14 protein-coding genes are annotated in these 14,935 nt (G+C 50.0%); 6 read left to right on the forward strand and 8 right to left on the reverse strand.

Annotated features, from left to right (window positions below):
• Nucleotides 1-284 precede the first annotated feature (284 nt).
• Together hdeB and HV243_RS12855 are read left to right on the forward strand one after the other, a co-directional pair.
• Nucleotides 285-614 (forward strand): acid-activated periplasmic chaperone HdeB, encoded by a 330-nt coding sequence (gene hdeB / locus HV243_RS12850; RefSeq protein ID WP_003019999.1) that lies wholly within the window; start codon nt 285-287, stop codon nt 612-614.
• A 155-nt stretch (nt 615-769) separates the two neighbouring features.
• A complete protein-coding gene (locus HV243_RS12855; RefSeq protein WP_016153087.1) occupies nt 770-2,713 on the forward strand; it encodes a methyl-accepting chemotaxis protein in 1,944 nt (647 codons plus the stop codon).
• Between the two features lie 65 nt (nt 2,714-2,778).
• Here the strand turns inward: HV243_RS12855 and HV243_RS12860 are convergent, their stop codons facing one another.
• Both HV243_RS12860 and HV243_RS12865 read right to left on the reverse strand, forming a co-directional pair.
• The gene (locus HV243_RS12860; RefSeq protein ID WP_047359101.1) at nt 2,779-4,146 is read right to left on the reverse strand and encodes a glycoside hydrolase family 10 protein; all 1,368 of its coding nucleotides are present in this window, start codon (nt 4,144-4,146) and stop codon (nt 2,779-2,781) included.
• A 12-nt stretch (nt 4,147-4,158) separates the two neighbouring features.
• Nucleotides 4,159-4,446: a VF530 family protein gene (locus tag HV243_RS12865; RefSeq protein ID WP_016153085.1), complete on the reverse strand. Its 288-nt coding sequence runs from the start codon at nt 4,444-4,446 to the stop codon at nt 4,159-4,161.
• Between the two features lie 454 nt (nt 4,447-4,900).
• Here HV243_RS12865 and HV243_RS12870 point away from each other — a divergent pair, with 454 nt between their 5' ends.
• The 3 genes from HV243_RS12870 to HV243_RS12880 all read left to right on the forward strand — a co-directional run bounded on the left by HV243_RS12870 (nt 4,901) and on the right by HV243_RS12880 (nt 7,653).
• Complete coding sequence (locus HV243_RS12870) at nt 4,901-5,617, forward strand: YebC/PmpR family DNA-binding transcriptional regulator (RefSeq protein WP_046276377.1); 717 nt, start codon at nt 4,901-4,903, stop codon at nt 5,615-5,617.
• 768 nt (nt 5,618-6,385) lie between these two features.
• On the forward strand, nt 6,386-7,144 hold the full coding sequence (gene tam, locus HV243_RS12875; RefSeq protein WP_016157955.1) for a trans-aconitate 2-methyltransferase: 759 nt from the start codon (nt 6,386-6,388) through the stop codon (nt 7,142-7,144).
• Nucleotides 7,145-7,275: 131 nt separating this feature from the next.
• Nucleotides 7,276-7,653, forward strand: coding sequence for a GFA family protein (locus HV243_RS12880; RefSeq protein ID WP_053389807.1), 378 nt, complete (start codon nt 7,276-7,278; stop codon nt 7,651-7,653).
• Here HV243_RS12880 and HV243_RS12885 read toward each other — a convergent pair.
• The 6 genes from HV243_RS12885 to sad form a co-directional block, all read right to left on the reverse strand.
• Nucleotides 7,650-8,564 carry a bestrophin family protein gene (locus tag HV243_RS12885; protein ID WP_046276379.1) on the reverse strand — a complete coding sequence of 305 codons (915 nt, stop codon included), beginning with the start codon at nt 8,562-8,564 and terminating at the stop codon, nt 7,650-7,652. The genes HV243_RS12880 and HV243_RS12885 overlap by 4 nt on opposite strands.
• Nucleotides 8,565-8,772: 208 nt before the next feature.
• Nucleotides 8,773-10,224, reverse strand: a complete 1,452-nt coding sequence (locus tag HV243_RS12890) for a tagaturonate reductase (protein WP_046276380.1) — start codon at nt 10,222-10,224, stop codon at nt 8,773-8,775.
• A 106-nt stretch (nt 10,225-10,330) separates the two neighbouring features.
• Nucleotides 10,331-10,858: a GNAT family N-acetyltransferase gene (locus tag HV243_RS12895; protein WP_053389808.1), complete on the reverse strand. Its 528-nt coding sequence runs from the start codon at nt 10,856-10,858 to the stop codon at nt 10,331-10,333.
• A gap of 81 nt (nt 10,859-10,939) precedes the next feature.
• The gene (locus HV243_RS12900) at nt 10,940-11,299 is read right to left on the reverse strand and encodes a DUF4186 domain-containing protein (RefSeq protein WP_016153078.1); all 360 of its coding nucleotides are present in this window, start codon (nt 11,297-11,299) and stop codon (nt 10,940-10,942) included.
• A complete protein-coding gene (gene glsB, locus HV243_RS12905) occupies nt 11,299-12,225 on the reverse strand; it encodes a glutaminase B (RefSeq protein WP_016153077.1) in 927 nt (308 codons plus the stop codon). Before glsB ends, HV243_RS12900 begins: the two co-directional genes overlap by 1 nt.
• A gap of 175 nt (nt 12,226-12,400) precedes the next feature.
• Nucleotides 12,401-13,789 (reverse strand): succinate-semialdehyde dehydrogenase, encoded by a 1,389-nt coding sequence (gene sad, locus HV243_RS12910; RefSeq protein WP_053389809.1) that lies wholly within the window; start codon nt 13,787-13,789, stop codon nt 12,401-12,403.
• A gap of 102 nt (nt 13,790-13,891) precedes the next feature.
• Here sad and HV243_RS12915 point away from each other — a divergent pair, with 102 nt between their 5' ends.
• Nucleotides 13,892-14,767 carry a LysR family transcriptional regulator gene (locus tag HV243_RS12915; RefSeq protein WP_016153075.1) on the forward strand — a complete coding sequence of 292 codons (876 nt, stop codon included), beginning with the start codon at nt 13,892-13,894 and terminating at the stop codon, nt 14,765-14,767.
• Nucleotides 14,768-14,935: the final 168 nt, after the last annotated feature.

Consider the following 14,935-nt stretch of genomic DNA (forward strand, 5'->3'; position numbering starts at 1 on the left):
CCCATATCCGTTAACTAATGATCAACATTTGTGCAGAATAGTTCAGTTTTGGTGCAGCGACAGGGGAAGAGGGGTATGAATCTGCTGATTTCGTCGGAACGATCACATTGTGGTCACGTTTTACGCCCAGACATCAGAATCAGTAATGTGAAATATAAATTTCAGCCATATCAATGGTGGCAATCTTTATTCTTATGACGTTAGGGGTATTATTTTTTGCGAACTACATTAACGGTTTGAAGCGCAAGTGTAGATATTATTTATATTATAAATGGAGTACTACAATGAATAAATTCTCCCTTTCTACAGCAGGTATTCTGGTCGCAGCGCTGTTAACCAGTGTCAGCGTCAATGCAGCAACTGATAACGCTAAAACTGAAGTGACTCCAAAAGGCATGAATTGCCAGGAGTTTATTGATTTGAACCCGCAAACTATGGCCCCGGTGGCTTTCTGGGTGCTCAATGAAGACGAAGATTTCAAGGGTGGCGATTACGTAGACTATAACGAAACCGTGACTACAGCAGTTCCTCTGACCGTTGAACTTTGTAAAAAACATCCGCAGAGCGAATTAAGCAAAATAAAAGACGAAATCAAAAAAGAATTATCCAAATAAGATTAAGTCATTATTAAAACCCAGCCAAAGTGCTGGGTTTTGCTATTTGTGACAATGTCACCTATTTATTTTGTGATACTTAAGAAAACTTTATAAAGATATAAACGCCTGTGCCGATACTGGATAAAAGTTAGCCTTTTGCAGAAGGAGTTTGTATGGCCTGGTATCCTACTCGTATTTCAACGCGTTTAACCATCGGCGGCATTCTGCTGCTTGCAGTCACGACCCTTGTTATTGTGGTGATTATGCTCTGGCGTGGCCAACCGCGCGTCGTTGAAATCAACACCGCCCTGATCGAAGAAACAGGGCAAGGTTTAACCCGCCAGTTGAGTACCGTATTGTCCCGAATTGAAGGTGAGACCGTCAGCTTGTCACGACTGGCTGAGGTGCTGCCAAATGATGAATCTCTTTATCAAAGCGTCGTTCCGCATCTGATTGGTGAAGATAAAGATTCGATTATTACCGGTGGCGGCATCTGGCCAGAACCAGACGCTTTCACCGCAGGTGTGGAGAAAAGAAGCTTTTTCTGGGCGCGTAATGCTGAAGGTAAACTGGTGTATTCCAACGACTATAACGTCGAAGGGTCAAGCGGATACCACAATGAAAACTGGTATCAGCATGCTAAAGGACATTCACAAAACAGTTGCTTATGGTCTGATGTCTACCAGGACGCCAGTTCAGGCGTCAACATGGTGACGTGCAGCGTACCTTATCAACTGGCGGGCAAGTTTGCCGGTGTCGCCACCACCGATATTCGCCTGGATAACGTCGCCACTTTCATGCAGCAGCAGGGAAACAGCACCGGTGGTTACGCGTTTGTGGTGGACAAGCAGGGACAAATCCTCTATTTCCCGCAGGCCGATCTGGCGAAATATAAAACCATTAACGATCTGGCGCAAAGCGCGCAATGGCTTATCCCGGTGGAAAACGGTCTGAAATCTCTGCGCCCAGCGGACGGGGTGAAAACGATTACGCTTGCAAATGATAACGTCCTGAATTCGGCTTCACGGGTGATGCTGTTCCCGATGGCGGATACCGGTTGGGTTGTTGGTCTTGCGACGCCTGAATCGCGTATCGTCGGCCTTGCCAAAGTGATGATGCAGGACGTGCTGGAAGTGTTGATCCCGATCATGACCCTGTTGCTGGTGGGATCCTGGCTGGTGGTTCGCCGACTGATTTCGCGTCTCGATGATACCCGTCAGGCTCTCGATGATATTGCGCAGGGAGAAGGCGATCTTACCCGTCGCCTGGATGTGCGTGGCAAAGATGAGATTTCCGCTATCGCCGAAGCGTTTAACCTGTTCGTCGATAAAATCTCAGCCATTCTGATCACTGTCAGAAGCAGTAGCGTAGTGGTGGCGAATAACGCTGTCAGCCTGGCAGACAGTAATATGGAACTTTCATCTCGCGTGACGCAACAGGCCGCTGCGCTGGAAGAGAGTTCGGCGGCGATGGAACAGTTAAATGCGACCGTTCATCAAAATGCCAGTAATACTCAACTGGCGGATGAGCTCTCTGATAGCACCGCGCAAACGGCCAACCGCTGCGGCGATGTTATGCAGGGTGTTATCTCTACAATGGATAACGTCAGTGCCTCATCCGGCAGAATGGTGGAAATTGTCGCGGTTATCGACAGCATTGCGTTCCAGACCAATATTCTCGCCCTGAATGCCGCGGTTGAAGCCGCCAGAGCAGGTGATGCCGGGAGAGGGTTTGCCGTTGTGGCCTCCGAAGTGCGCACGCTGGCCCAGCGCAGCGCCACCGCCGCGCAGGAAATAAAGGCGTTGATTGATGAATCCGTTTCTCATGTAGGTAGCGGAAGTCAGCAAATTCACAATGCGGGCGAACGTCTGGGAGAACTGGTCAGTAATGTACGTCAGGTACGTCAGTTAATGGGGGAAATACGCGTTGCGGGTGAAGAACAACGCAAGGGCGTTTCCGAAGTTACGCTGGCTGTTACCGAAATGGACAGCACCGTTCAGCAAAACGCCTCGTTAATAGATGATGCTGCCGCGCGAACCCAGGCGCTGAAAGAGGAGGCGGAACAGCTGGCGATGCTGGTCTCATCATTCAGATTGCCTGAGCCTTCAGTTGCCTGATGAATCGGTTAAGAGCGTCCGTATAACCGGACGCTCTTGCGTTATAAATCCAATACGGACGACCATTAACGCCCCCAACGACTGCGAATATAGGTCACGGCTTCCTGCGTTTGCGGCTGATTAAGGTAATCTTCGCGAAACAAAATTGTGCCGTTAATGTGCGGTTCAGACTCGTTCAGATCGAGCTGTTTTTTCAGCTCCGGCACACCGCCTTTGACCGTCCAGTCAGGTTCTTTTCGCGACGGCTCACCGACTTTGTACAACGCCACCCCAATATACAGGCGGGTGTTGGTTGATTTGACGACATCTGCCCACCATTTTGCCAACACATCGTAACGCGCCGCGTCGCGGGCAAAAGGCCAATACAACTGCGGGGCGATGTAGTCCAGCAAGCCTTGTTGCACCCAGCGGCGGGTGTCCGCATACGATTCATCATAGGCTGCCGCGCCGCGCGTGTCGGAGCCCGCCGGATCGTGCGAACGGTTGCGCCACACGCCCGCAGGGCTGACGCCAAATTCAACTTCAGGTTTGAGTTTCTTGATAGTTCGTGAAACCTGAGCGATCAGGCGTTGCGTGTTATCGCGCCGCCAGTCAGCTTTGGAGACAAATCCCTGGCCGTATCTTCTGAAGGTTTGGCTGTCGTTGAGCGCAGAGCCGGGAGACTCGGTATAGAAGTAATCATCGAATTGCACGCCGTCAACCGGGTAATTCTCAACGACTTCAGCCACGATACTGGTTATCCAGTCACGCACTTCGGGAATACCGGGATCTAACACAAAACGCTCGCCCGAGGTACGGATCCAGTCCCGATGCAGGACATAAACGCTGGAAGGCGTCTGTGACAGCGTGTTGTTTAATTCGGTAACCGTTGCCGGTTTAGTGTTCACGGACACGCGGTAGGGGTTAAACCAGGCATGGACTTTCATTCCGCGTTTATGCGCTTCATCGAGCATAAACCGTAACGGATCGTAACCCGGATCCTGACCAATCTTACCGGTCAGGGTATCTGACCACGGCAAGATTGTAGAATGCCACAACGCAGTGGCATCGGGCTTCACCTGGAAAAAAACGGTGTTAATACCAAGACGTTTCAGGTTATCCAGCTTGTCCGTCAGCGCCTTTTGCTGCTGGCTGATACGAACGGCAGGCGAGCTGATGTTGACGGATGAAATCGGCGGCCAGTCAAGACGCGAAACCGTTGCCAACCAGATACCGCGCACCGGCTCCTTGCTCTGCTGCGGTTTGCCCACCGGGGGCAGTGGGGTGATTTTTGAACCGGGCGGCTGTGAAGAACAACTGCCAAGTAGCAACATACTGCCTACGAGCAGCGCAAACCATTTCATGTTGGTTCGCGGCAGCCTGGCTCGGGAACGGGCGAGAATAGTCGCCAGTTTTTTCTGATAATTTGCTGAAATAAAACCGGATGCTGACATCAGATTTTGCTCTTAATTCTTCTTGTTTCGGCTGTTAGCCCAGGGATCGAACGCCGGTTCGGTGGTGTTATTTGAGGCAAGGTCATGCAGTGAATCCAGGTACAGCGCTTCAACTTCTGCCCGCGCCCACGGCGTGCGGCGCAGAAACTTCAGACTGGATTTAACGCTCGGCTCATTTTTAAAGCAGTTGATATTAATGCGTTGCGCCAGCTCAGCCCAACCATAACGATCAACCAGTGCATTGACCTGCATTTCAAGCGTTACGCCATGTAAAGGGTCTTTAGAAATATGAGCATTCATATGAAGTCCAGTTCAGTGGTTCCAGATTTTGTCAGTAGTGCAACGGGAAGAAGGTTACAAGAAAGCGGGGCGACCAGCAATGGCATCTGTTCCTCAGGCTTTCATGATTAAGAAGTAAACATCAGCCAAACATTGCTGAAGAAAAGATCTGGATTAGATGCGTTCATTAATCTTAAGTGGGTATTTATACCTGGATTGTTACTCCAGTTTCTCTTTATTTATGTATTATCGCTGTCATTCGACTATTAAAATAAAAAAACAAAAGATCTAAAAAAAGCGAAAATAACATATCCATAATGTTAACTATTGATAAAATTAAAGTAACATTTAGTAAAACATGGATATTTTGTTTTTCATGGACGAGAGTTTACATATCATGATATAATATTGCGGAAAAATTTGCAGGCTATTAATCTGCATGTAATGTAAATGAATTTCTGAGGAGACTATTCCAGTGGGACGTAAATGGGCAAATATTGTTGCTAAAAAAACTGCTAAAGACGGTGCAACGTCTAATATATATGCAAAATTCGGTGTGGAAATCTATGCTGCTGCCAAACAAGGTGAACCAGACCCAGAATCAAACTCAGCTTTAAAATTCGTTATTGAACGTGCGAAACAAGCACAGGTTCCTAAACACGTTATTGATAAAGCAATTGATAAAGCCAAAGGCGGCAGCGATGAAACGTTCGTGCAAGGGCGTTATGAAGGCTTTGGTCCAAGTGGTTCACTGATTATCGCTGAAACATTGACGTCAAATGTTAACCGTACGATTGCTAATGTGCGCTCAATTTTCAATAAAAAAGGCGGGAATATCGGAGCGGCAGGTGCTGTCAGCTATATGTTTGACAATACCGGGGTGATTGTATTTGCAGGAACAGATCCTGACCATATTTTTGAAATTTTGCTTAATGCTGATGTAGATGTTCGCGATGTAACCGAAGAAGAGGGAAACATCGTTATTTATACTGAATCTACAGACCTTCATAAAGGAATTGCAGCCCTGAAAGCCGCTGGGATTAATGAATTCTCAACAACAGAATTAGAAATGATTGCTCAATCAGAAGTTGAACTTTCACCAGAAGATTTAGAAATCTTTGCAGGACTCGTTGATGCCCTTGAAGATGACGATGATGTTCAAAAAGTCTATCACAACGTTGCAAACCTCTAATTATAAATAAAGGAATCTGTTATTGCGGCAGATCTTTAACTTATAAAGTTGTTACAAAAATATCTAGCCCGATACATTGATTATAAAAAAAGAAAAAACTTACGGTAGAAAATCAAAGTGACTGTCTGCTTTTGCTCAAGGCAGACAGTCATGTCCAGCAGTTTTCAGTCAGGATTAGCACGGGGAGCTTTTCCAGTAATGAAAAAAACCGCTTCCTGACTTCCTGACTCGAAGGCGACAACAGCTCTGACCTTATCGTTTTTCATCACTGTGTACCAACCGGAACCGCCAAACTGAGAATGGCTGAAGAGGGATCTGCATTCGGGGTCATCTGACGAAAACTTTTTACCGTAGCAGATAAGGGAAGGGTAAGGATTTGATGGAACGGCGTCAGCTAAGGGGTATGAACTAAGCATCCATCAAATACCAAATTGCATTTAACATAATATACATTATGCGCACTAGTGTTGAGTAAGGTAGAATCTGATGCTTTATGGTAATCCTTGTGCTGCTCGATAATGATGGTCAAACCTCTTTTCAAATGCCGTTACCAGCGCTAACCATTTTCGACCTGTGCCACATCACTCACTGAACATCAAAACTGATAACTGTAGTTCACGCAGGCAAACCACAGACATGCCAATCTGTCTTCCTGGCATATTTCTGCCCTTATCCTTCATTATCATATAATCTTCTAGATGAAATGGCTCACCGGCAAGGACTTATGCGGTCCTTTCTGCCTTTTTCTCTCATACTGGAGATTCATTCATGGCTGACTGGAACCCTTCGCTTTATCTGCAATATGAAACTGAACGTTCAAGACCCGCAGCGGAATTACTCAACAGAGTGGCGTTAGAGAGTGTTCGTTCAGTTGTTGATCTCGGCTGTGGTCCGGGAAACAGCACGGCATTACTGCATCAGCGCTGGCCTTCGGCTGTAATAACCGGGGTTGATTCCTCACCCGCCATGCTGAATGAAGCGCGCAACGCATTACCGCAATGCCATTTTATTGAAGCGGATATCAGTCAGTTCCAGCCCGAGCATCCTGTGGATCTGCTTTACGCAAATGCGTCTTTACAATGGGTACCCGATCACTATGAATTATTGCCGAACCTGGTATCGCTACTGGGTCGCAACGGCGTTCTGGCCGTACAAATGCCGGATAACTGGCTGGAACCCACGCATGTTCTGATGCGCGAAGTGGCTTATGAACAGGGTTTCCCGGACCGGGGTCGTGCGCCACTTCCTGGCGTACATGCCTACTATGATATTTTGACCGAAACTGGCTGTGAGGTGGATATCTGGCGCACCACGTATTATCACATTATGGATTCTCATCAAGCAATTATCGACTGGGTAAGTTCTACAGGCCTGCGCCCCTGGTTACAGGATTTGAGAGAAAGCGAGCAACGTCAGTATCTGGCGCGCTACCACGAACTACTTCAGGAGCAATATCCACTGCAGGAAAATGGCAAAATTTTACTGGCATTTCCCCGATTGTTTATTGTTGCGCGCCGCAATAATTAAGCATTTATCATCAGATAGATCACAGGAATAGAGGATCGCCTATGAGCGCCCTCGCCTTTTTAACATAAGGATCTAGTGACAATGCGAGGCATCTGCTAGTGTCTTGCCACGTGTTTCTGACGGGAGTTGTTATGTCTAAAGTCTACATTGGTGGGTGTCTTTGTGGTTCGATCCGCTTCACGGCCAGCAGTCCTAATAATTCCCATACCTGCTCCTGCGATATATGCCGGAAACATACGGGCGCACCGACTGTCGTCTGGATTGAGTTTGATGCAGAAAATGTAGAATGGACGGGAAAAGCCGGAAAACCGACAACCTGGCGCTCATCAGAAACGAGTTGTCGAGCCTTTTGCCCTCATTGCGGCAGTTCCGTGGGCGCTATTGATGATGCCCCGGTAATTGCACTTTTAGCCGGGGCTTTTGATGACCCTAACGATGAAGACCTGGCGCCAGAGTTTCATTCGTTTTCCGATATGCAGCCAGCCTGGTGGCAAAACGAACGTAACTAAGTTAGTTGGTAATGCTTATCAGGCATGTGTTTTGCTGGCACATTTGTTTCATCGTTCATCTGCAGCAAATCAATTTCGATCGCATTGCAAATCGCATCCAGCGGCAGGTCATTGTTCTCTGTGCCAAACGGATCTTCAAGCTCTTCTGCAAGCGTGTCGAGCGAGATAAATGTATAGGAAATAAGCACAGAGATAAACGGTGTCATGTAGTGCAGATCCACCACTAACGCGAATGGCAGCATGATACAAAACAGGTATACCGTGCGATGAAGGATCAAAGTATAAGCAAACGGGACCGGCGTATTCGCAATCCGCTCACAACCAGCCAGTACCGCAGACATATCGTTTAACCTATTGTTTAAACTATGAAATAATATGTCTGACAGTTGACCATTACGCCTGCGCACGGCCAACCACTCTCCCATCAACAACAAAATGCGGTTTGCTGGAGATTGTGAGGCAAATACCGTCTGCAGATCTTTCTCGCTGAGGTACTTCGCCAACGGCTCTGCCTGCGGCTTTCGACGTAAAGTCATGCGTAAACAGTGGGCAAACGCGATTTGCAGACGAACAAACTCCCCTAATTCGGCGTCGTCCGGTAAGGTGGTTTTTACCTCACGCAGTAGCGATCGGGAAGCAATCATCAACTGCCCCCACAGGTGTCGGGCCTCAACGTAACGTGAGTAACAGGCGTTATTGCGAAAACCTAAAAAGATTGCAATCGCCACGCCGAGAATGCTGAATGGCGCCAGCGTGAATTTGATTCCCAGCATCGTATACCACGGAAGCATGATAATAACGGCGATGGAGAGCAGGAAGTTCAGCAGCAGTCGTGAAAAGATTTTGGATAATACTGACCCATGCCAGACGAATATCAGGCGTAGCCAGTGTTGTTGGGGGCGAACGATCATGGTTTTCTTCGGGAAAATGTGAAATCCATCACATTAGACGCGATCATGATCAATGTTGCAAGTTAATCGCAACATTAACTAAACAACTTTTGCTCTGCCAGAACCACCACGCACCGGAGTTACAGAACGGTGTAGTTATTAATAAACAATAGTATGTTGTAACTAAAGAATGTTCTATAAAAAACCCGGCCTGAGCCGGGTTGTCTTCTTAGCACAATGGCTTAACGGCTTCACGCATGCCTTTGGCCAGAATGGTATCCAGATCGGCTGAAACCTGCTCCACGAGTCCGGAAACCTGAGTCAGATCCTGTTCCCAGTGTTCTTTAACGCCCAGTACCGATTTGACTAACTCGTCGGTGCTTATCTGGCGGTCATGATGCTGGGACCACAGCTGTTGAAAACGTGCCACCCAGTGCGCATCATCCTGGACCGGATAAGCCTCACCGTTACGCTCTCCACGATAGAAAGCAATCAGCGCGGCAAGCGCAAACGTCAGGCGCGCCGGCAGTTTGCCGCTGGCCTGTTGCCCTGCCAGCAGCTGCGGCAAAATACGGGTACGGAATTTAGTCATGCCGTTCAGGGCAATAGACAGCAACTGATGCTTGATGTACGGATTGCAGAATCGACCGGTCACCGCGCTGGCGAAAGACGCCAGCTCATCGCGGGGTAAATCCAGTACCGGAATGATCTCTTCATAAATCGCTTTTTCAACGAAGGCGCAAATCTCTGCGTCATTCATCGCCTCGCCCACGGTGTCCAGCCCTGCCTGCCAGGCAACGGGAACCAGTGCGGTGTGTGCGCCGTTGAGAATCGCCACTTTTCGTTCTTTGTACGGTTTGATGTCATCAACAATCAGGACATTAAGCGGATATTTATCCAGACGCAGCTCTGCAGCTAATGACTTCGGTCCCTGAATAACGAACAGATAGAAGTGTTCTGCAGTGTCGAGGAAGGCATCGTGATAGCCCAACTCAGCTTCCAGTTTCTCCACTTCGTCACGCGGATAACCGGTAACAATGCGGTCCACCAGTGTGGAGCAAAATGCGTTGGCCTGATCCAGCCACTGAATAAATGCCTCTGGCAGCGCCCACTCCTGAGCGTAGCGCAGGACCAGTTCACGCAGCGCATCACCATTGTAATCAATCAGTTCGCAAGGAATGATAATCCAGCCTTTATCCGACGCGCCATTAAAATGGCTGAAGCGTTCGAACAACAATCGGGTCAGTTTAGCCGGATAACTCACCGCCGGTGCATCCTCAAACTTATCGCCCGCGTGGTAGCTGATGCCCGCTTCAGTCGTGTTGGAGAACACAAAACGCATATCTGGATTATGCGCCAGCTTCAGGAACTCATCGTATTCGCTATAGACGCTGATTTCGCGGTTAACCGAACGGATCAAACGGGCATCGCTTACGGCCTCGCCCTTCTCATTCAAACCACGAATGATGGTGGTATAGAGACCATCCTGCGTACTCAGCGATGGCGGGAAGGTACTTTCGATGGGACGAACAATGACTACACCAGCGTTCAGATCGGTATGTTCGTTCAGCAAATCGACTTGCCAGTCAACAAAGGCGCGCAGGAAGTTTCCTTCACCAAACTGAATAATGCGTTCAGGATACTGAGCACCGGGGAAATCGCGACGATTTAGTGTTTGCACAATGGGTTCCCTTTTTAATTAGTCATACAACCTGATTGAATTGGTCCAATAGGTTAGCAAACTTTAATACATTGAAACCCTGTTTTGATCAATCCCCGGCGACAAATTAGAGAGTTTTGTAGAAAAGTGTGGTCCCGGTCAGCTTCCCGTCAGGCATTTTTGCATAGTCCGGTATCACCCCTACTTTTTGCCATCCACAATTGTGGTAGAACAACTCAGCGCCACTGCCCGTCGCTGTATCAAGCACCAGCAGCGTTTTCCCTTGCTGACGCGCGCAGTTTTCGAGTTCGTTCATCAACGTCCGGGCAACACCACCGCGCCGCGCTGAGGGGTGAACCAGCAGCTTGGCGACATCAGCACGATGAGGTTGGTTTTCGGGTTGATCGATAATGAGCTGGACGGTACCGACAAGCACCCCCTGTGCGTTCTGCGTACCCAGAACAATCCTTTCTCCACGGTCAACGCTTTGCGCGACACTTATCCAGAAAGGCCGTGATTTATCACCACTAAAAGGGAGCATAAAGCTGACAGAGGCGCCATCATTGACGCATGTTTCAAGGATGTCGCTGAATTCATCGATTCTCGACAGAATCTGGGCCGCGCTCAGCACAAAGCAGGGTTTACAGGAAGCCATTTTTTTCTCCTTAGAATGACCCCTTCATACTGCTTTTAACAATTGCACAACACAAGGAGTCATATCATAGGATTATGTTATCTATGGCTTGTTCATCTGGATCACTAGCCAGTGATAGATAACCGTGACAACGTAACGCTGCTGTTCATCGTTTAACGCCACACCCTGAGGGATATCATGCCATTTCGCCAGACATCCCCGACAACAGGTCGCCGTAGCATGTTGAGCGATAAATACCGGATGCCCGCGCATGGGTGTCTGCTTACCGTCATTGGCAGGAAACGCGGGCGCCAGCCGTTTGGCAATAAAATCCGTGGCATGTTGTTCGATAACCGGCGCGCCTTTATCCAGACAATACTGCCTTTCTTTCTGGCCAAGGCGAAACCGTGAGCGAAACGTTGATTTCGCCAGCCGGGCAAAAAGAGGATCGAGCGTGTTCATCAGTAAACCGAGCGCCCCAGTTGTTGCGTTAATTGCTCCAGTACGGCGATACCCGCCAGCGAATTTCCCGCCGCATCCAGTTCCGGACTCCAGACGGCAATCGCCATCTCGTGAGGCACGATAGCCACGATACCGCCCCCCACACCAGATTTCGCCGGTAAGCCCACTCGCCAGGCAAATTCCCCTGCGTTCTGATACATGCCACTGGTCGCCATCAGCGCGTTGATTTGCCGGGCCTGCATGGGCGTCACCACGGGCTCAGCAAGATGAAAAGCATGTCCCTGATTTGCCAGAAAGACGAACGTGCGCGCCAGCTCCACACAGCTCATTTTCAGTGCGCAGTAGTGAAAGTAATTTTGCAAAACGGTGGTCACGTCATGGTGAAAATTGCCAAAGGACTTCATTAACCAGGCAATAGCCGCGTTACGCGCCGAGTGCTCAAACTCAGAACGCGCCACCGTCGCATCATAGGCGATATCCGAAACGCCGCTTAGCGCCCGTACCACTTCCAGCATCCGTTGACGCGGTGCGCTCAGACGTCCTTGCAGCATATCGCAAACCACCAGCGCCCCGGCGTTGATAAAGGGATTGCGTGGGATCCCTTGCTCCATTTCCAACTGCACCAGGGAGTTGAAAGGATGACCGGAAGGATCCTTGCCGACACGTTGCCAGATCTCATCTTCCTGATAGTGACGCATCGCCACGACCAGACTGAGCACCTTTGAAATTGACTGAATAGAAAAGCGCTCTTGCGCATCCCCCGCCTGATAGTGCTGCCCATCGACGGTGCAAATAGCAATACCCAGTTTTGAACCGTCGACAGAAGCTAAGGCAGGAATGTAATCAGCGACTTTACCCTGACCAATCAGCGGACGAACCTGCTGCACAATGGTCTCTAAAATTGAATTGTCCATGGCCCTGGCCACAACATGCTCCTTGCTCGCAGGTATGAAAGGCCTGCGAGTATAACAGAGCTGAATACGCAGCGTCAGGCCGGAAGGCGGAATCTGGCCACGGTCTGCATGAGCGGGTGAGATTCATGCCGTAGACAGAAACATTGCAGAATTAAGGCCGGTGCCCCCGTCGGAGGCACCCACACCATCAGAGGCGGTTTTTCCAGACGGTCTGTACATTACAAAACTCATGCAGACCAAAGTGTGAAAGCTCGCGGCCAAAACCACTTTTCTTCACGCCGCCAAAAGCAACGCGGGCATCGCTGGCGCTGTAACCATTGATAAATACGCCCCCACACTCCAGGCGTGACGCCATCTTCTGCGCCAGAGCTTCATCCGCGGTGAACACCGTGGCTGATAAGCCGAAATCACTGTCATTAGCCAGCGCTAAGGCATGTTCCGCATTCTTTGCAACGGTAATCGCTGCAACCGGGCCAAACAGCTCCTGACGAAAAGCCGTCATCTCCGGGGTGACATCCCCCAGAACCGTCACGGCATAGTAATTGCCCTGACCCGCGATTTTTTCCCCGCCGAGAAGTAACCGCGCGCCTTCGGCAAGGGAGGCTTCGACCTGCTGATGCAGCTCATCGCGCAGATCAAATCTTGCCATCGGACCCAGATCGTTTTCTTCGTTCAGCGGGTCGCCCATTTTGAGCGCGCTCGCGGCCGCCACAAAACGAGCCGTAAATTCTGCCGCAATTCCTTCTTCGATAATAAAGCGCTTTGCTGCCGCACAAACCTGCCCGGTATTCTGATAACGACCGGCGACCGCCGCCTTAACGGCCAGATCGAGGTCAGCATCATTAAGAACAATAAACGGATCGGAACCCCCCAGTTCAAGCACGCATTTTTTCAGCGCCGCACCCGCCTGAGCACCAATCGCCGCACCGGCTCGAACGCTGCCCGTCACCGTTACCGCCGCGATACGCGGGTCATTGATCATCTGACTTACCCCGGCGTTATCGGCATTCACCCAACCATAAACACCCGCGGGAACGCCCGCATCAGCAAAAACCTGCGCGATAATCGCAGCACAGCCGGTTACGTTTGGTGCATGCTTTAACAGATAGCCATTTCCGGCCAGCAGAATTGGAACGGCGCCGCGAAGTACCTGCCAGAGCGGGAAGTTCCACGGCATGATCGCCAGAATAGTTCCAACGGGGCGATACTCAATCACCGCCTGGTTGTTCTCCACCAGCGTAGGTTCCGGGTTGAGCATCGCCGGTCCATGTTCGGCGTACCAGTCACACAATGCGGCTGATTTGGCAACTTCACCACGCGCCTGCTTGATGGGTTTCCCCATTTCACGTGAGATACACTGCGCCATCTCTTCCGCGCGATGACGCAGAGCCTGCCCGATATGACGCAGCGTTTGCGCACGGTGCTCAACGGCAGTGTGTTTCCATTCGCGGTAGCCATTCGCGGCAAGGCTCAGCGCATGTGCAATCTCTTCAGTACTGGCCCACGGCATTGCCGCCAACCTTTCACCGTTGGTAGGGTTAACGGAAATCGCATGTGTTGCTGCTGTGATAGTCATAAGTGCCTCTCTTTATCGCAGGGTATGGTCATATCATGCGCATATTTACTCTTTCTGAAAAATGAATAATATTAACCACACCATTCACGAACAGAGAACATTATGGATCTGACGCAACTGGAAATGTTCAACGCCGTCGCGGAGACAGGCAGTATTACGCAGGCCGCCGCGAAGGTGCATCGCGTGCCATCCAATCTCACCACTCGTATTCGCCAGCTTGAAGCCGACCTTGGCGTCGATCTGTTTATTCGTGAAAATCAGCGTTTGCGGCTTTCCCCGTCCGGGCACAATTTTTTACGCTACAGCCAGCGGATCCTCGCCCTGGTTGACGAGGCGAGAATGGTCGTCGCCGGCGATGAACCGCAGGGGTTGTTCTCTCTTGGCTCGCTCGAAAGTACTGCCGCTGTGCGGATCCCCGCCACGCTGGCTGAATATAATCAGCGTTACCCCAAAATTCAGTTTGCGCTGGCGACAGGTCCTTCAGGCACGATGCTGGACGGCGTGCTCGACGGGACGCTGAACGCCGCCTTTGTCGACGGCCCAATTACTCATCCAGGTCTTGAAGGAATGCCGGTCTACCGTGAAGAGATGATGATAGTCACTCCGCACGGTCATCCCCCTATCCAGCGGGCCAGCGACGTTAACGGTTGCAGCATTTACGCCTTTCGCGCCAACTGTTCCTATCGTCGCCATTTTGAAAGCTGGTTTCATGCCGATCGCGCAATGCCCGGCACCATTCATGAAATGGAGTCGTATCACGGCATGCTGGCTTGCGTCATTGCCGGTGCGGGTATCGCGCTGATCCCGCGTTCGATGCTGGAGAGCATGCCAGGACACCATCAGGTCCACGCCTGGCCGCTAAGCGAAAACTGGCGCTGGCTGAATACGTGGCTGGTCTGGCGCAGAGGCGCAATGACAAGGCAACTGGAAGCGTTTATTGAGGTATTGAACCCTCAGTTGTCGAAAAGCACGGAATAATTCGCGATTCTCAAACAACGCCATAAATAGCGTTCCGGGTGAATTCACACGCCCGGAATTTCATTAATAATGAAACAGTTAAAATTACGCGGAATGTTCGGCAGTCAATTTTGCCACCCAGTCAATGAAATGAGATCTGCATCACGAAATGATTGTATTTTAGCCAGC

This window comes from Citrobacter sp. RHBSTW-00599 (assembly GCF_013784065.1).
Taxonomy (GTDB): Bacteria; Pseudomonadota; Gammaproteobacteria; order Enterobacterales; family Enterobacteriaceae; genus Citrobacter; species Citrobacter braakii.